The sequence below is a fragment of the Enterococcus mundtii genome (assembly GCF_002813755.1).
Lineage (GTDB): Bacteria > Bacillota > Bacilli > Lactobacillales > Enterococcaceae > Enterococcus_B > Enterococcus_B mundtii.
The window spans coordinates 2172790-2191746 of record NZ_CP018061.1 but is presented as its reverse complement, the minus strand read 5'-3'; the positions used below and the strand labels follow the sequence as shown (position 1 = coordinate 2191746).

Sequence of the window (18957 nt, the reverse complement as noted above, 5' to 3'; positions counted from 1 at the left end):
AGAAGCCGAAGTTGTGCTATAATAAAAACGAAAAAGGAACTGCGTCAACAGTTCCCTTTTGACAGCACCGCTAAAAGCTAGTGGCAAGAATTAGATATTTTTTGTAGAAATAGCCGACCCTCGCTAAAGTGACGGCTATTTCTTTTTGTCATTTTTGTTGGTCAAGGCTAGGATACCAAAGATCAAAGTAGCGGTAAATGAACCGAAACTAATCATTAGCCCTAACGCTGTTTCAACAGACAAAAGGCTTCTCCTTTCCTTGATTTCAGTACTTATCTCCATAAGCACCACCACCTTTTTTCGAAGTCGCCACCGTCATTCAACTTTACTGTCCCAAAAAGTATAGCATATCGCCCTAGATAGAGTCCTTGAACTTTAGATAAACACTGATGTTTTTTTTGAAAAATTTGTATGTTCACTTAAAATACACTGAATCAGAAATCAGAATTGAACAAGAAGCTGAAGCTGTGCTATAATAAAAACGAAAAAAGGAACTGCGTCAACAGTTCCCTTTTGACAGCACCGCTAAACCCGGTGACAGAATTTTATGCTAATGTGGAAATAGTCGTCTCCGGGAAAAAGTGACGGCTATTTCTTTTTGTCATTTTTGTTGGTCAAGGCTAGGATGCCAAAGATCAAAGTAGCGGTAAATGAACCGAAACTGATCATTAGCCCTAACGCTGTTTCAACAGACAAAAGGCTTCTCCTTTCTTCGATTTCAGTACTTATCTCTATAAGCACCACCACCTTTTTTGAAGTCGCCACCGTCATTCAACTTTACTGTCCCAAAAAGTATAGCATATCGCCCTAGATAGAGTCCTTGAACTTTAGATAAACACGGATGTTTTTTTGAAAAATTTGTATGTTCACTTAAAATACACTGAATCAGGAATCAGAATTGAAGAAGAAGCTGGAGTTGTGCTATAATAAAAACGAAAAAAGGAACTGCGTCAACAGTTTCCTTTTGACAGCACCGCTAAAAGGTAGTGGCAAGTGTAATAGTTAACTCAAAGAGAAGTAAACCATCGGCTCGCTAAAGTGACGGTTACTTCTCTTTGTCATTTTTCAGCATTGTAACAACCAATCCAACTAAAGCAACGGTAAACATACCGAAAGCTATAATTGTTTGGATTGTTTCATATCAAGACAAAAAGGTCAGTTACTTAGAGTTAGAAAAATGACACTATCAATTTAAGCGATTACGTCCTTTTCAATGGGCTTATATTTTGAATATCTAAAAAATAGTTAGTTGTTTATCTGTATCTGCGTAAATCAATTGCTAAGAAAAAGAAAGCAATCAGAAAATACATCCGTGTATTTTCTGGTTGTTTTTCTTTTTTTCTTATTTTTGTCAGTTGAAAGATCCGAAAATACTATCAAAATAAAATAACAAAACAAAATTATTTGTTTTATGATTGATCGAACCATCATTCATGGTGGTTATAGGACACTTTCGCTTTTGATTGCCTGAATTAACAATGATTAACCTTATCATTTTATGAGGAGTAAAATTTACAATGTGCAAGTTGGAGATTGTTTTTTCTATTTTTAGGAAACATTATAATTATCATTCTATGAAACGAAGTAAGAGATCGACAAATTAGTAATTAAACTGGAAGCCGTTAAGAAGATGTTGAAAGTTCTCTCTGTTCAGAGAGGGACATACTTTTATTTTAGTGGAAAATAAAAAAGATTTTTTTTACATAACAATGTTTTAATATCTCGTGTTTCTTTATTAGTGAAAAAGGAATAATAAGAAGTTGCTTTGAGTAAACATGAACTTTCATATACTAAACAAAAAAACATTTGGTTGCAATATAATTAGAGTTATCTAATTATAAGTATTAATTAAATAGCAAAAAAGTTCATTTATCAATTATTTTATGAGATAATTTACACATATATTAAAATATGATTAGAGAGCGAAGGGTGGATATATTTATGGTTAAACTGAACAAGAAAAAACTCATTGCACATATACTTTTAAGTTCAATGGTATTAGCGCAAACAGTACCGACTTTTGCGAACGTTTTAGAGGATATCGATCCAATAAGACATACGTTTTTTGAAGAAGAGACAATAGGTGAAGAAATAGAAACCTTCGATGATGAAATCTCAAATGATGAAACTACATCTAACAAACCGGAGCTTTTGGCTGATGATAACAACGATGACAGTGATGTGGTCATGGTAACTGAAGAAACTGACCAAGAATTGTTAGAAGTACCAGAACTACAGCTTGAGGAGCAATTTCCAGTAGTTGAAGAGATAGAGGAGACAGGTGAAGCAGTTGTTGAGTCTTTCTTTTCAGGGGCTGGTGATGGTTCTCTCACCTCGCCCTTCCAAATCACCACTGAAGCTGAATTGAATGAAATGCGAAATGATCTCGCAGCGCATTACCAATTGATGAATGATATTACACTCACTTCAGATTGGATACCTGTTGGATATGGGACAACTTTAGCAACAAAATTCACTGGAAGTTTTACAGCTGAACCTGGAACAGTGATCCGTAATATGATAGTGAATGCTGGGGTACAACCTGGGGATCTGCATAATCGTGGATTCTTCGGTGTGACAGACGGTGCAACGATTTCTGGGATCACATTAGAAAATCCACGGGTCGTGGGAGGGCTATACGGAAATAATGTTGGGGGATTGATTGGTCAAATCAATGACCTATCTAAAGGACCAACGACCGTCACTGATTCTACTGTTAGTGGTGGAAGTATTGAAGCAAGTGGGAATAACATTGGTGGACTAATTGGTTATATGGCGAATACTGTCGCAGGTACTACGATTGCTCGCTCATCTTCTTCAGCGACGATAACAGTTAATGCAAATCCTTACATGTATCCTCAAGCTGTTGGTGGGTTGATCGGAGTAAATGGGAACACAGTTGTAGATAGTTATGCCACAGGAAATGTCACAGCGAATACAATCAATACTGGTGGACTAATTGGTTTGAATAGCTGGGGTAAAGTCAGTCGTTCGTATGCAACCGGGAATATTGACAGCCCCGAAAGTGAAAACGTGGGAGGTTTGATTGGTGGACACGACTTCTACAGTACAGTAGTCGATTCCTATGCGACGGGCGATGTCATTGGGAGAACGAATGTCGGAGGATTTATCGGGGCCATTCATCCTTATGCGATTGAAGTAGCACGCAACTATAGTACGGGACATGTAACTGGCATTGAAGCTGTTGGCGGTTTTGTCGGTAATGCCGGCTCTCTGACAATCAAAAACAGTTATGGGATGGGAGATGTCACTGGAGAATCCGATGTCGATCATTTCGGTTTAGGTGGAACGAATATCAATAATTACTACTATAATAACTCTGAGGCTTTATACAGTGGAGTTCCAATCGGTGGTCAAGTGATCGAAGAGGTCATTGAACCTTTAGATGTCATTGAATTGCGCACACAAACGACTTATGAATCAAATGGTTGGGATTTCGGTAGCACTTGGGTGTGGGATACTACGACAAATTATCCTAAGCTAGGACTGGGTAACGAGAGGGATACTTTACCGATCAATGCGTTAGGAGAAACGCTTCAAGTGCCATATGGTGGAGCAGAAACAAAGATTCCACTTACTGATGTCTTTTCTTTATTCGGACGCGGTGGAAATCCAGATGATTATCTTTTTGAGACAGATGCGGATGGGGTAAGCATTTCAGCCGATGGTATGGATTTGATCTTGGAAATTTCTAGTGTTGGGATTTATGAAGTGACTGCTACACCAATCAGTCGTATCACTACATTAGAACCTGGACAGAATTGGAATAAAGCAATGATTGAAGTGACTCCGGCTGAGATCATTCTAGAAAAAGGGACAGTTTTTGCTCGTTCATTCAATGGAACGACAGAAATCGATCATTTCGATCTGCCGACGTTAGCTGGGTTAGCGCCTGAGGATGAGGTGATGTGGCAAGAAGCCAGCTTCCAGTATACGAATAGTGCTGCTGGAACGAATACGATCGAAGGAGCGAACTGGATCATTGATTGGGGCACGGTTAACCTTTCTAACTATGAGGTTACCGGCTTACCGACTATTGGGAATCATGAGTATCTTGTCACAGATCTCTTTGATGTCGAAGCAATCACGAAAGCAGCCGGTGCATTTTTGAGAATAGACGAGGAATTAGCAAAACAAAACAATACCCATGAAGTGATCACGATTGCGGATACTGCACTTCTACACCATGACGATACCCCAGATACACCAGGCGAGCACTGGTACCATGACCATGCGGAAGAATTGCTGCAAGATGTGACCTACCTGATTTACGACACAGATCCACAAGCCAATCCGCTTGCGCGAGTCGTTGCATACGCAGATGGTGTACCAGCAGTAGCTGGCGTATTTTTGGGATTGAGTGCAAACACCACATATTGGATCACTGCGATTTCAGACGAGAGTACCAACTTTTTACAAGGGGAAGAGTCTGAACCCATTATGCTTACTACAGCACTTTCAGGAAACGATGGAGATGGTGGTAATGGCAATGGCGGAACCGGAGGAAACACAGGGGATGGTGGAAATAATATTAGTGCTCCTTCTGGAAATGACCAACCAGGAAATGAACAGCCTGTTGCTACTCCGAATGGTGGTAGTGGAAATACTTCGGGAAATAGAGGTGGAAGTATCGCGACAAATGCTACATCGACTAGAAATAATAGAAGAGGCGACAATCTGCCTAAAACTGGTGAAGTAGCCAGTGCATTTGCATTGCTTGGTTTTGGTGCGGTAGGTACAGCATTAGCTAGCTGGCTGAAGCGTAAGAAAAATAATTAAACGATCATTGAAAGTGTGAGATTGAGACAATTGTGTATAGCTTCAAGAAGTATTACGATTCACCTAAGATTTGATTTTCTATTTTAGGGTTTTGTCTATTTCTGGAAACTAACATCATTGTCTCAATCTGTTTTTTCGTTGATTAAAAATAGATAGAGAAGAGCAAGTGAGTAGTCATACCATAGGAATCTATCTGTCGCCTACGGGCTCAAACTTCTATTTGCTGATTCTTTCGAGTATACTATAAGGAAAGATCAAGTACGAGAGGCAAAAGAAATGAATTTATCAAAAAAGATAACACATGCGACGACTACTTTGTAAGTAGAAGCCAACACTTTTTGATTTGATCGCTTGTTACTCCTACTTGCTCAAAATAAAAAAATGGAGAATCACTATGACAAACATTTTATTAGTAGATGATAGTGCACTGATTACAAGCGGCTTAAAAATCATTTTAGAAAGTACAAACGATTTTCAAGTAGTGGGTATTTGTCATGATGGACGTTCAGCTATTGCTTTTTGCGAAAAAAATCAAGTAGATCTTGTATTGATGGATGTCCGAATGCCGGGAATGGATGGCGTCACCGCTACGGAACAGATTACGGAAGAATATCAGATACCTGTCATCATTTTAACTACGTTTGATGAAGATCGTTACATAGAGGAAGGAATACGCAACGGTGCAAGTGGTTACTTGCTGAAAACAACTCCTCCTGAGGCGGTGATCCAAGCAATCAAGAGTGTGTTACAGGGACAAACGATCCTTTCGAAAGAAATCCTCGTGAAGGCAACGCAACAATTAGGTAACAAGAATGATCAAGAAGCAGATCTCTCCTTACTGACGGAGCGAGAGCAAGAAATAGCCTACCTCGTCGCAAAAGGAATGACAAATAAAGTGATTGCGCAAACACTATTTTTAAGTGAAGGAACTGTCCATAACAATCTTTCAATGATTTTAAAAAAACTGAACTTGGATCATCGTACGCAATTAGCGATCTATGTTCTCACAGGTGAGGTTATGACGTAGATGCAAGCAATCAAATTATCGATCAACTTGCTATCGATCATTGGTTTGATCGGGTTGATGATCTATCAAACAACCTCTACCCTTTTGATGTTTGTCATTAGTTTAAGTATGGTATGGTTGACATTTTTTTTCTTAGGCGAAAGTTTTCAGAAACATCGGCCTTGGTTTGTTGCTTTGCAATTGATCAGTGTTCTATTGAGTTTGATTTTTGTCGAACAAGCGATTTTTCTATTGCCACTTTCCTTGCTACAAGGTTATTTTTGCTTCCAAAAGTCATGGTTACTTTTATTTGTAGCCTTGATCAATTATAGCGTTGGCAGCTTTTTTCTCTCTGACTCACTTTATTTTCTCTTTGTACTGTGGGTAAGTGGGATGATCAGTATCGTTTGGTCTGCGGAAAAAATGATGAAACAACAAGAAGAGTTAACTACTTCTTCCGATTTTTTACGGATTGAACGAAACAAGTTATCAAAACTCTTTGCACAAAGCACTTTGAATGCTGAAGCGATGCAAAAAGAAGCAACGTTAGTAGAAAGACAACGGATCATTCATGAAATCCATGACCATCTTGGGCACGACTTAACGAGTTGCTTGATCCAAATAGAGGCGGCAAAGGTCATCAATCGAGAACAACCGGAACAAGCGCATCAATTATTGAGTCAATCTGCTGATCGCTTAAGAAAGTCGATCAACGAAGTGCGCAACGTGTTACATGACGAGCGACCAAAGAATGAAACCTTGAACATCAATAAAGTAAAGGCAGAACTCCAACGTTTCTCCGAGACTCACCAGATTATCGTGGATTTCCAATATAGCGGTACCTTAGATAAAATCAGTCGTTTTCATTGGCAGGTATTAGCGGCGAATTTGAAAGAGTTTTTGACGAATACGTTGAAATATAGTGAAGCTTCAACGGTCACGGTGCGTTTGCATGTGTATCAAAAATTTTTACGATTTGAATCGAAGAACAATGGAAAAAGGGCAATAGACTATCGTAAAGGTCTGGGGATCGTAGGAATGGAAGAACGAACAGCCGTATTGAATGGCAAATTGTTGATTGATGGAACGGATGGGTTTCACATCACCACGATATTACCTTTTGATGAAGAACATGAGATTTCTAATTCGTAAATCATGAGAAACTGTACTATTACAGTTTCTCTTTTTTTATAAAATAAAGAAAAGGAGTGATTGGATGAATATACTCAGTGTGCAAAAATTGACAAAAAAATTTGGACAGAAAATTGCTGTGGATGGTGTGTCATTTGAAGTACCAGAAGGAACGATTTTAGGGTTACTAGGTCCAAATGGCGCAGGAAAGTCAACCGTTATCAATATGATTACTGGTTTATTGAATAAGACATCTGGAACGGTTCAGTTGTTTTCAGAAGAGATGAGCGAGCGAAAAAGAGAACTTAGGCGAAAATTAGGCGTTGTTCCACAAGAGTTAGCGATTTATTATGATTTGTCTGCTGAAGAAAATGTCCGCTTTTTTTGTGGTCTATATGGACTCAGAGGGGAAGAACTAAAAAAGAATGTAGAAAAGGCATTGAGAACGGTTGATTTGTATGAACGAAGAAAAGAGCGACCGAGTGCTTTTTCTGGAGGAATGCAACGACGATTGAATATTGCAATGGCGATTGCCCATCAACCTGCTTTACTGATCATGGATGAACCGACAGTGGGGATCGATCCACAATCTAGAAATTATATTTTAGATGCCATTGAAAAAATGAAAGAAAACGGTACGACGATCATCTACACGAGTCACTATATGGAAGAAGTCGCACGTTTGGCAGATGAGATCGTCATTATCGATAAAGGTCAAGTGATTGCTATCGGTAGTGAGGAAGAATTAGTGAATCTCGTCACGGATAAAATCAATCTGCAAATCACTGTGGAGAATCCAGAGGCACTGGATATAGAAGAAATCAATAATATTAATGGGATCATCAATGTTTCACTCGACAAACAGCAAGTACAGATCGTGACGGTGCTTGAAAGCAAATTATTGAATCAACTATTAATGATACTGATCAAGCAAGAAGTTAGAGTAGTCGATGTACTGCAACAAGCTCCAGATTTAGAAACAGTTTTTCTTAGTTTGACTGGACGTAATCTACGTGATTAGGAGGAGTGAGTATGAATGAAAAAATAATTATCCGGACCCTGATACAAAATTTTCGTGAGAAATCGAATTACATTTATTATCTCGCTTTTCCGATCACGTTGATGTTTATTCTAGGGGCAGTCCTCCAAGGTGTATTCAATAATGACATTACCTCTGATATGGAGCCATTGACGGTACAATATCAGGTAGACGATCAAGAAGTTCGTGAGATATTCCAACAAGTGACTTCTTTTGCAGAAGGTGCTATTCATTTTGAAGAAGTGACAAATGAAAAGGAAGGATTAGCGAATATAAGAAAACAAGAAGCTGATGCTTACTTACATTTTTCCGATCACATCGAAGTGCAGAGTCGGGAATTGACCAATGTAGAAAAAACAATCCTTCAAAGCTATCTAGTAGAAATCGTACAGGAAATCAAACGACAAAGTTTCATTAAGGAACAGCACTTGCCGGCAACCACTGGCCTAGTTTCAGCAGAGCAGTTTACAGAGGCGATTGTGGTCGATCAAGAAAATCAAAGAGAAAGCGCATCTTCCTACCAATACTATGCGATTGCTATGATTAGTCTATTTGTTTTATATTTTTCGGAAATTGGTCTGAGCATGTTTCGAGAAGCACGACAGCATGGAACCGTGCAAAGAGAATTAGTCACACCACTTAGCCGTAAAACGATCATTTTTTCGACATTTTTTGGACATTTCATATTTGGCATGTTGGTAGTGTTGGTCTTGATGCTCATCTCTCAATTATTATTTGATGTTCCATGGTATTTAAGATTTGGTTTTTCTTATCTCAACTTAATCGCACTTATGGGCAGTTTTCTCGCACTCGGTTTATTTTTAGAAACCATTGGAGACCGTGATGAAAAAAGAATTGGTTCTGGCATTACCCAGATATTTATTCAACTCACTGGATTTTTAGGTGGTGCCTACTTTCCAACCAATGAAACGATGATGGGATTGTCACCATTAGGTTGGGTTTTAGCATCTGTAAGAGAAAGTTTGTGGACCGACAATCCCTTGCACTGGTTAGGTATCTATGGGAATTTTGGGTTATTGTTTGTTTTACTCATGTCATCAGTCGTCATTTTAGATAAAAGGGAGGTATTCTAATGAGAGATATCTTTTGGATCGTAAGAGAAAGGTTGGTTCTTTGGAAAAATCGACCATTGCAAATCTTGTTTCTTATAGGAATTCCTTTCTTGAGTGTCGTCCTTTATCTTTTTGCTTATGGCGATCAAGAAACGAATCTCCTGACGATAGGGGTAGTCGATCAAGATCGCTCATCCTATAGTGAATTGCTTATTGAAAGTTTGGAAAAACGAGTCAGTGTTCAGGAAATTGGTTCAGCTGAAGAAATTGATCAAGTTCTTTCCCGACAAAATGCGGTGGCAGTCATCACAATCCCTAAAGGTTATCAAGAAAATGTTTCTGAGAATACGAAACTCTCTCTCCGGACATTCCAAAAAGGAGAACTGTTGGAGAATATCGACCGCTTGACCCAACGTGCATTAGCAGAAGTTTCTAGTATCCATCTGTTAGCAGAAGCTGGAGAGGAGGACGAATCACTTGAACGCTTGAAAGAATCGACAGAAATCGAGATCAATCAAGTAGATCAAAGCACAATGACCGAACGAATGTCGGTGCAAATCGTTGGCTTTTTGTTGATGATGCTTCTTTTCCAAGCAGGTAATTTTGGGACAACGACTATCCAGCAAGAACGACGCAATAAAATTTATACACGTTTGATGACGACTTCGGTAGCTAAAAGCACGTATTTTATCGGGACAACGATCTTTGCGACATTCGCTATGCTGATCCAAGTAATGTTAGCAGTTGTTGTCATGATCGTCCTATTTAACATTGATCCTGGTTTAAGTGCTGTTGATTTGATTGTACTACTAAGTCTATTTAGTTTACTTGCCGTAAGTTGGTCGATTGCGATTGGTGTTCTTGCCCCAAGTACAACTGTAGCAGCGGCTTTGCAAAGTATCTTGATTACCGTCACAAGTTTACTATCTGGTGCTTTGATTCCACATGAGGTGATGCCAGAATTGATGCAGAAAGTGTCGATGGTCACTCCCCAATATTGGATCTTGACGATCATCAAAAACTTTCAATCCGGACAAACATGGGGAAGTAATTATAGCGAAGTGATCATCTTAGTCATTTATACTCTATTCTTTCTAAGTTTGGCGGTATATGGATATACGAGGCGAACAAGGCAAGAAGTATATAGCTGATCAAAAAAGCGTGAGGCAATTCAAGGTGGATACGCCAAATTAGAAGAAAAGTAAGCGATCGGGACAGCAGTGCCTAGCCTCGAGAAATAAGGCGCCATCTGCGATATTTGTTTTTTAAATTTTTGTGGATGGCGCCTTATTTTTCGAAGTGATTATTTTTATTTCCCTCATTTATTCAGTTTTAGATGGTACGAGAGGACTAATGACTCGGACACATGTTTTTCTAAATCTAAAATGAATTGACTAAATTCAATAGAACAGTCAAGTCTTTTTTTTGAATTTACAAGAAAAGAAAGGCGAACGAATCGATTTACAAACTGTATACTCATTTTATCAACAGAAACAAGGAGGGATAATATGGGAATCAGCCAACGGATTAGAAATATCTTTAGTCAAACGCAGGAATCAACTTTGCTTAGTGAAAATCAACAAACTTCTTTTAATGAATTTGAAAAAACGGTCAAAGAAGAAATAGACAAAATCCTAAAACGTCAGATACCAGAAGGAGATTGGTCAAGTAAGGAAGCTGCAATCATCCGTCTCCAACAAGCAGAAAAAATTGCAATCAACTGTAAAAATAATGGACAAAATGAATTGACTACTCAAATAACTAAGTATTACGAGAAAAATTTCTATTTATCAGATTATATACATTTATGGCTAGGTATCGATAAAGAAAAACTTGAGCAATTTCAGCAACAGAAAAATCGAACAGTAGATGCAAATGTTGATGCTAGTGTGCTTACAAATTTAGTTCAATCATTAGAAGAAACTATTGTTATAAGAAGAGGAATCCTCGACTTCTGCTTAAAAAATCCAGACTATAATCGATTGTTAAATGACGAAACAAGAGAGGAAGTGAGTGCGCGAGCGAAACCAAATTTTTTTATGCTTGATCCAATGATTCAAGCATATTTGACAGACATTGACAAAAAAGTAGCCACTACTCCACCAATGAATGCTCAAGAAGCTTCGTCGAGTAACTTTTCATCAGAGAGCGTTTCAGAAAAAAAAGATCGGTTGGAACAAGAGCATATTGCTCGACGATTAGGTGTATTTGAAACGGTCATGGTTAAAAATAGAAAAATGACCATCATAGAAAAAACTAAAGAGCCCCAAGAATTAGGAATAGTCTCCTCAAAAGATAATCATAGTCAAAAAAATCAGTTATCATCAGTGCTAGATGCTAGCAAGAATAGCGCCAGACAAAAAAATAAGAAGGCTATTATCATCGCGAATAGGAAAGTAACCATTTATCAAAAGAAACAAAAATCAATGAATAATAGAAGAAGATTCGTCTTTATTCGGAACCAACTAAGAAAACTTAATTTCAGAAATCGAAAAAAAATAAGTTTCTTAAAGCAACAAGCAAAAGCAAGCAAGAAAGTAAGAAGTAGACGAACCGATTACTTTAACTACCTTAGATAAGGGGAAAACAAGGTGTAAAGTTTATCCTATGGAATGATTATTTTATTAGTAAGTAACTAAAGTACATGGCGTTTTACTTTTTCTTAATGAATTATCCTAACAAAAGACAAATATTGTAGTGAAAATTCTTCAAACTTTTCTTCTATTCTATATACATACCAACCAACAACCCTATACTTTTTCATTTTTACTCCTCAAGTAAAAATAAACTCCTAGACCGCGGCCACCCACCGCGGTCGCTTTTTTGTCCTATGATGAATTCCTGTGAATCTGCCACCGTTATCCTTATTTTTTGCTATTGTAAACGCTTGCTTTAAATTGGAAAATAAAGAAGCAAGTAAGAACCAAAAAATAATTGCTAGCGTCGAGCAGATCGAACAATCAATGAAAGGGGAATAAAGATGATCAAAAAAGCAGTAAAAATGAAGTTGTACCCAGGATACGAAGCAGAGTACCTCAAAAGACACAATGAATTGTGGCCGGAGATGCGTGAAATGTTGGCTGAACATGGTGCGCTCTCTTATTCGATTTTTCTTGATCCAGAAACAAATACTCTCTTTGGGTATTTAGAGATTGAAGATGAAGAAAAATGGCGCCATGTACCAGAAACAGAAATCAATCAAAAGTGGTGGGTGTTCATGGAAGATCTGATGGAAACGAATCCAGACCATTCTCCAGTAACTGTCGAATTGAAACATGTTTTCGATTTATATCAACAAGTCTAAAGTAAAAACGCTGAAAGCAGGACATAAAGTCAGCTTTCAGCGTTTTTGTTTGAGAGGATGACAGGAGCGAGTCTATTGATTATTTTCGATTTCTTCTAACTCAAGACTTAAGTTTTCCCATTCAGCCAACTTTTCTTCTTGTAGCTGATGTGCTTCATCAAGAGCTTGATTCAATTCATTCAATTTGACATGGTCATCTAATACAGCAGGAGAAACCATCTGTTGTTCGAGTTCATCCACTGTTTCTTCTAGTTGAGCCATATCTTCTTCGATTTGCGTGATTTTACGTTGCAAGCTCCGCATCATCTTTTGTTGCTCTTTGCTTTGGAAGTAAGTGGATTTGTTTGTTGAAGGCGTGCTGACCTCAGGTTGTTCAGCTGCTAACAGTTCCGCAATTTCTTCTTCTTCTTTTTTCTTTTCTAAATAATAATCATAGTCACCCAGGTAGACTTTGCTTCCATTTTCTGAGAGTTCAATAACTTTAGTGGCAATACGATTGATGAAGTAGCGGTCATGGGAGACAAAGAGCAATGTTCCTTCATAGTCGATCAACGCATTTTCCAATACTTCTTTATTATCGATATCTAAGTGGTTGGTCGGCTCATCTAAAATCAAAAAGTTCTCTTGGTTCATTGCTAATTTTGCTAATGCGACACGCGCTTTTTCTCCACCACTTAATAAGGGGATCGTTTTTTCGACATCTTCGCCAGAAAATAAAAAAGCGCCTAAAATCGAACGAATATCTTTTTCCGGAACAGTTGGATGCTCATCCCACAATTCAGCAAGAATCGTTTTATTGGTGTGAAGTTCCGCTTGTCCTTGGTCGTAATAACCAATGCTGACATTCGTACCAAGTGTTTCTTTTCCACGTATGAAAGGCAGCTGTTGGATGATCGATTTCAGTAAAGTGGATTTGCCGATTCCATTTGGTCCCACTAATGCGATTGCTTCTTGACGACGGATATCCAAATTGATTGGTTCAGATAAGACGGTGCCATCATAGCCAATAGCGGCATCTTCTACTTGTAAGACAACATTTCCCGAAGGTTTTGCAACGTTGAAGAGAAAATGTGCTTGTTTCTCATCTCCTTGTGGACGGTCTAATCGTTCCATTTTTTCTAATGCCTTTCGACGGCTTTGGGCACGTTTTGTCGTTGAGGCACGGACAAGATTTCTGGCAACAAAATCTTCGAGTTTATTGATTTCTGTTTGTTGCTTTTCATAGGCTTTCCAATCAGAAGCTAATTGTTCAGCTTTCATATCTAAATATTTGGAATAATTTCCTTTGTAGTGACGCATCTTTTTCCGACTTAGTTCATATACTTCAGTCGCCACTTTGTCCAAGAAGTAGCGGTCATGAGAGACGATCAGAAGGGCACCAGTATAACTTTGCAAATAGTTTTCCAACCAAGCAAGTGTTTCGATGTCCAAGTGGTTAGTTGGCTCATCCAAGATCAAGATATCTGGATGTTGTAAAAGCATCCTCGCTAAAGCTAATCTTGTTTTTTGACCACCAGATAACGTATCGATTCTTTGCTCGTAAAACGACGGATCAAATTTGAATCCATGTAATACAGAGCGAATCTCATTTTCATAACTATAGCCGTTCTTATCAGAAAAATCATGCTGTAATTTATCATATTCTTTCAAGAAGGATTGATAAGCCGGCGTGTCAGGGGTGCCTTCACTAATAAATACTTCAAGGTCACGCATTCGCTGTTCCATCAATCGTACGTCTTCAAATGCTTTTAGCATCTCATTCCAGACTGTTTCAGTTGAATCTAATCCTGTATCTTGGGCCAGATAACCAAGGGTAGCTGTTTTGTTTTTTGCGATATTACCTACATCGGGCGCTTCAATGCCAGCAATGATTTTTAATAATGTCGATTTACCGGCGCCGTTACGTCCGACTAAAGCGATACGTGCACCCGTTTGGATCTCTAAGTGGATATTTTCAAATAAAATCTCAGCGCCAAAATGGCGAGCGATTTGATTGGCTTGTAATAGTATCATCGAATCCTCTTTTCTACTTTGTGAATTATCCTAGAATTTCATGGTCTTTTTCTCTTGTAGTCTACCACAAATTCATAGTTACTGCGAGGTTCTGAGAAGCTAGGAAAATGAGAATAAGAATAAAAATTCACAATATACAAGCAACGAAATTGATTTTTTTGTGTAAGTACTGATATGATGTATAAATCGAGAAGAAATACAGTGGAGGTAATGAAGTGAAAGACCATGTAATTCCAAAGGCAACCGCAAAACGCCTGCCTTTATATTATCGTTATTTAAGAATCTTGAATAACGCAGGTAAGAAAAAAGTTTCATCAACTGAACTAAGTGAAGCAGTTCAAGTAGATAGTGCAACGATCCGTCGTGACTTTTCCTATTTCGGCGAACTAGGAAAACGTGGGTACGGTTATGATGTAGAGGACTTGATGCATTTCTTTGCAAAAACCTTGAATGATGATCAATTGACGAACGTCGCATTGATCGGGGTCGGTAATCTAGGAAGTGCTTTATTGAAATATAAATTCCATCAAAGTAATAGTATCCGTGTCAGCTGTGCTTTTGATGTGAACCCAGAAATCGTTGGTCGGATCGTTGATGGTATCCCCGTTTATCCGATGGATGACATGATCGAACAAATCAAGATCCAACAAATCGAAGTAGCGATCTTAACGATTCCTGCTGAAAAAGCACAAGAAGTCGTGAATCGTTTGACAGAAGCCGGTGTTAAAGGGATATTGAACTTTACATCTGCTCGACTAAATGCACCATCCGAAGTATTGATCCAAAATGTCGATTTGACGAACGAGTTACAAACGTTGATCTACTTCTTGCATTCCGATGCGTCCTTGCACGAGCATGACGACAACGAATAACCGGGAATAAAGAAGAGTTAAACAATCAATGACAAACTATTTTTCTGTTCACTAGAAAAATAGTTTGTTTTTTTATGATCTTTTTTAGATATGGATAAAAATAAGGAATATTTCTTTTATTGATGTCTATTCAATTAGAAGGCTGATAGGACAATAACTGAAATCTTCGAAATGTATTATAGTGACACATTGTTTCTGTGTTATAATAATGCTTCACCAAAAAATCCAGGGAATACGGGAGGATCAGCAATGCAGGAATATATCAGGATACATAATGCCAGACAGAACAATCTAAAAGGGTTTGATTTACAAATCCCAAAAAGAAAGATCACGATTTTTACAGGTGTCTCCGGTTCGGGTAAATCTTCCATCGTTTTTGATACGATTGCCCAAGAAGCAGGCAGACAGCTCAATGAAAACTTCTCTAAATTTGTGCAGAATTTCTTACCTAAGTATAGTCAGCCAGAAGCAGACGCCATCGACAATTTATCTATGGCAGTCGTCGTAGATCAAAGCCGTTTAGGTGGGAATTCTCGTTCTACATTAGGAACGATCACAGATATCAATCCACTGATCCGCTTGCTTTTTTCTCGTATTGGTACACCACACTTAGGTCCCGCTTGGAATTTCTCATTCAATGATCCTCACGGCATGTGTCCAGCGTGTGAAGGGATTGGTCGGATCGTTGGATTGAATCTAGACAAAGCGTTAGATTTAGAAAAATCCTTGAATGAAGGAGCGATTTTACTTCCAGGCTATAAAGTAGGATCTTGGTTATTGAAGTCGTTCACGAACACAGGTTTTTTTGACAATAATAAGCCATTAAAAGACTATTCAACAGAGGAAATGGAAAAGTTCTTGTATGCTTCTGGAGAAAAAATCGATTCGTTGTATATGGAAGGGATGAGTTCGACCTATGAGGGATTAGTGGCACGTTTCAATCGTTCCAATATCAAAGGGGGCACTGAGAGCTCTGCCGCGACCCAGAAAAAAATCGCAGCGTTCATGGATGAACAAAGATGCCCAGAATGTCAGGGAAAACGATTCAATCAAAAGGTTTTGGGCTGCAAGATCAACGGATATTCAATCGCAGATTTCTTAGCGATGCAACTGGATGAACTATTAGAAATCTTACCGAGGATCACAGATGAAATGATCCAACCAGTGTTGAAAAATCTCCAATCACGACTACAAGATCTGATCAATATTGGGTTAGATTACGTTTCTTTAGATCGCGAGACAGCGACTTTATCTGGAGGAGAAAGCCAACGAGTGAAAATGGTCAAGCACTTATCTTCTAGTTTAAATGACGTCATTTATATCTTCGATGAGCCAAGTATTGGTTTGCATCCACGAGATGTTCATCGCTTAAATGAATTACTAGTCAAATTGCGTGATAAAGGAAACACGGTAATTGTCGTAGAACATGATCCCGATGTCATCAAAGTAGCAGATCATATCATTGATGTAGGACCAAAAGCTGGTAAAAATGGTGGGTATATCACCTATGAAGGTAGTTATGAAGGATTACTGGCTTCTGATACTTTAACTGGGAAAGCTTTTGGACAAATGATAGGTTTCAAACAGGAGCCAAGAAAAACAGACAAGTTTATTGAAACCTCAAAATCGACATTGCATAATCTTAAAAATACTTCTCTCAGAGTACCATTAGGTATTTTTACAGTAGTGACTGGAGTAGCTGGTTCAGGAAAGAGCAGTTTAGTGAACGGGGTGTTTGCGAAAGAGTACCCGGAAGCAATCAATATCGATCAGTCAGCTGTTGCAGGGAATATTCGTTCCAACCCAGCGACTTATTCAGGGATCATGAACGATATCCGCAAGGTCTTCTCGTTGGAAAATAATGTTTCTGCCGGACTGTTCTCTTATAATTCAGAAGGGGCATGTGAAACTTGTAAAGGACATGGTCATATCAAAATGGAATTATCTTTTATGGATTCTGTAGAGGTCCTTTGCCAAGCCTGTGGCGGTAAACGATTCAAAGAAGAAGTTTATCAATACAAATTAAAAGAGAAATCGATCGATGAAGTACTAGCGATGAGTGTGACTGAAGCGGTGGCATTTTTTGAAGAAAAATCGATTCAACGAAAACTGAAACAAATTTTAGAAGTAGGGCTAGGATATATGACGTTGGGACAACCGTTAAATACATTGTCAGGAGGAGAATGTCAACGGTTGAAACTAGCAAAGGAATTAAGCAAAAAAGGCAATATCTACATTATGGACGAACCAACAACCGGTTTACACATGGCAGATATCAAGAGTATCTTAGAAATCATCGAACGGTTGGTCAATAAAGGAAACACGGTCATCGTCATTGAACATAATCTGGAAATCATGAAGGCAGCAGATTGGTTGATCGATGTAGGGATCGATGGGGGAATTCGTGGTGGCGAGATCCTTTATGAAGGAACACCAGAAAAAATCGGTACTTGTGAACAGTCGATCACAGCTCGTTATTTAATGGATGTTTAAATAAAAAGAGCGACAAGTCATTGTTTGTAGAAAAGGAAGTGCGACTATTTTTTGATACAAAATAAAAAGAGCAACTCAATTTGTGCCTTTCATTCGATAGTCAATTGGAGAATTATAGCCTAATTTGGCTAAAATTCGTTGATTGTTCCAAAAATAGATGTAATTTTCGACAATTTCGATTACTCTATTATTAGAGCCTATTGGTTCTTTTGAAATGTAGAACGTTTCAGACTTTAGTGAGGAATGAAACGATTCTATCGGAGCGTTATCTGAAGGTGTTCCTTTACGGGACATACTTTGGATAACGTTTTTTTGTTTAACAAGTTCGCAGAATACCTTCGAAGTGTAAGTTGATCCTTGGTCGCTATGCAAAATAGTTGTTTCTTTTAAATGGTTTAATTGATTGAATGTGTCTACGACTAACTGAGTATCCGCTTGTTCAGACAATTGATAAGCAACAATTTCACTATTGAAGGTGTCCATAATGGTAGAAAGATATAACATGGATTTGCCAAAGGGCAAGTAAGTAATATCTGTGGTTAGTTTTTCCATTGGTTGGTTTGTCGTCCAATTCTTTTGGATAAGGTTATCAAAGGTTTTGTGTATTTTCCCAGCATGTTTACGTTTTTTTACTTTAGCAAGGCAATTCCATCCGTATTTTTTCATAATTCGTGCAACCTTATTAATACCTACAAACATTTCTCGATTCAATAAAGCATGGATTTTACGATAACCAAATAAGAAATGGTTTGCGACAACTAACTGATGAACACGTTTTTCAATTAAAGTGAGTGCAGAAAACTCTCGATTCCGATTGCGATAATAGGTACTTCTTGAGATACCAAATAATTCCGTCAAGCGTACAATTGACAATTCATTGGTATGCTGGTTAATAAAGTGAACGATGTTTTCTAATGTCACCACCTTTCCTGAGAGAAAAATTTTTTTAAGAGAGACAGTTCCTTGTTCTTTTCTTCTAGTTCTTGTAAGACTGTCTGTTGTTCTTTTCTAGGACGACCCGAAGAAGAATCAAGCCTTTTTAAATTATTAGTAAGATACCATTTTTTCCAAGTAAAAATGGTTCCAGTACTAGGGATATGGAACTCTGTTCGAAGCGCAGTAGCTGATTCACCTGCCAGCAGACGTTTAACAATCTGAATTTTTAATTCTTTGGGATAATAATTATGTTTTGTCATGATAAAAACACCTCCAAATTTATTTTACTA

General features: G+C 38.2%; 15 protein-coding genes and 1 pseudogene. 10 read left to right on the top strand and 6 right to left on the bottom strand.

Features of this window, described 5'->3' with window-relative positions:
• Nucleotides 1-135: 135 nt before the first annotated feature.
• The 3 genes and pseudogenes from EM4838_RS10350 to EM4838_RS10340 all read right to left on the bottom strand — a co-directional run.
• The gene (locus EM4838_RS10350; RefSeq protein ID WP_071868080.1) at nt 136-282 is read right to left on the bottom strand and encodes a putative holin-like toxin; all 147 of its coding nucleotides are present in this window, start codon (nt 280-282) and stop codon (nt 136-138) included.
• Between the two features lie 306 nt (nt 283-588).
• The gene (locus EM4838_RS10345) at nt 589-735 is read right to left on the bottom strand and encodes a putative holin-like toxin (RefSeq protein WP_010734785.1); all 147 of its coding nucleotides are present in this window, start codon (nt 733-735) and stop codon (nt 589-591) included.
• 310 nt (nt 736-1045) lie between these two features.
• Nucleotides 1046-1141, bottom strand: a pseudogene (locus tag EM4838_RS10340) (putative holin-like toxin); the annotation flags it as partial.
• Between the two features lie 800 nt (nt 1142-1941).
• Between EM4838_RS10340 and EM4838_RS10335 the strand changes: the two are divergent.
• The 8 genes from EM4838_RS10335 (at nt 1942) to rhaM (ending at nt 12353) form a co-directional block, all read left to right on the top strand.
• Nucleotides 1942-4800 carry an LPXTG cell wall anchor domain-containing protein gene (locus tag EM4838_RS10335; RefSeq protein WP_071867282.1) on the top strand — a complete coding sequence of 953 codons (2859 nt, stop codon included), beginning with the start codon at nt 1942-1944 and terminating at the stop codon, nt 4798-4800.
• Nucleotides 4801-5194: 394 nt separating this feature from the next.
• Nucleotides 5195-5827 carry a response regulator transcription factor gene (locus EM4838_RS10330; RefSeq protein ID WP_071867283.1) on the top strand — a complete coding sequence of 211 codons (633 nt, stop codon included), beginning with the start codon at nt 5195-5197 and terminating at the stop codon, nt 5825-5827.
• Nucleotides 5828-6958: a sensor histidine kinase gene (locus EM4838_RS10325; protein ID WP_071867284.1), complete on the top strand. Its 1131-nt coding sequence runs from the start codon at nt 5828-5830 to the stop codon at nt 6956-6958. It begins immediately after the preceding gene.
• 64 nt (nt 6959-7022) lie between these two features.
• A complete protein-coding gene (locus EM4838_RS10320) occupies nt 7023-7958 on the top strand; it encodes an ABC transporter ATP-binding protein (RefSeq protein ID WP_071867285.1) in 936 nt (311 codons plus the stop codon).
• 11 nt (nt 7959-7969) lie between these two features.
• Nucleotides 7970-9070, top strand: a complete 1101-nt coding sequence (locus EM4838_RS10315) for an ABC transporter permease (RefSeq protein ID WP_071867286.1) — start codon at nt 7970-7972, stop codon at nt 9068-9070.
• Nucleotides 9070-10200 (top strand): ABC transporter permease, encoded by a 1131-nt coding sequence (locus EM4838_RS10310; protein ID WP_071867287.1) that lies wholly within the window; start codon nt 9070-9072, stop codon nt 10198-10200. The genes EM4838_RS10315 and EM4838_RS10310 overlap by 1 nt, the downstream gene beginning before the upstream one ends.
• Nucleotides 10201-10557: 357 nt before the next feature.
• Nucleotides 10558-11628: a hypothetical protein gene (locus tag EM4838_RS10305; protein ID WP_071867288.1), complete on the top strand. Its 1071-nt coding sequence runs from the start codon at nt 10558-10560 to the stop codon at nt 11626-11628.
• Between the two features lie 401 nt (nt 11629-12029).
• Nucleotides 12030-12353, top strand: a complete 324-nt coding sequence (rhaM, locus tag EM4838_RS10300) for an L-rhamnose mutarotase (protein ID WP_071867289.1) — start codon at nt 12030-12032, stop codon at nt 12351-12353.
• Between the two features lie 72 nt (nt 12354-12425).
• Here rhaM and EM4838_RS10295 read toward each other — a convergent pair whose 3' ends face one another.
• Nucleotides 12426-14366: an ABC-F family ATP-binding cassette domain-containing protein gene (locus tag EM4838_RS10295; protein ID WP_071867290.1), complete on the bottom strand. Its 1941-nt coding sequence runs from the start codon at nt 14364-14366 to the stop codon at nt 12426-12428.
• A 215-nt stretch (nt 14367-14581) separates the two neighbouring features.
• Here EM4838_RS10295 and EM4838_RS10290 point away from each other — a divergent pair, with 215 nt between their 5' ends.
• Nucleotides 14582-15238 (top strand): redox-sensing transcriptional repressor Rex, encoded by a 657-nt coding sequence (locus tag EM4838_RS10290; protein WP_010734798.1) that lies wholly within the window; start codon nt 14582-14584, stop codon nt 15236-15238.
• 249 nt (nt 15239-15487) lie between these two features.
• On the top strand, nt 15488-17731 hold the full coding sequence (locus EM4838_RS10285; RefSeq protein ID WP_071867291.1) for an ATP-binding cassette domain-containing protein: 2244 nt from the start codon (nt 15488-15490) through the stop codon (nt 17729-17731).
• A gap of 75 nt (nt 17732-17806) precedes the next feature.
• Here the strand turns inward: EM4838_RS10285 and EM4838_RS10280 are convergent, their stop codons facing one another.
• A complete protein-coding gene (locus tag EM4838_RS10280; protein ID WP_157811375.1) occupies nt 17807-18652 on the bottom strand; it encodes an IS3 family transposase in 846 nt (281 codons plus the stop codon).
• Nucleotides 18649-18927, bottom strand: a complete 279-nt coding sequence (locus EM4838_RS10275) for a helix-turn-helix domain-containing protein (protein WP_071867292.1) — start codon at nt 18925-18927, stop codon at nt 18649-18651. Before EM4838_RS10275 ends, EM4838_RS10280 begins: the two co-directional genes overlap by 4 nt.
• Between the last annotated feature and the right edge of the window lie 30 nt (nt 18928-18957).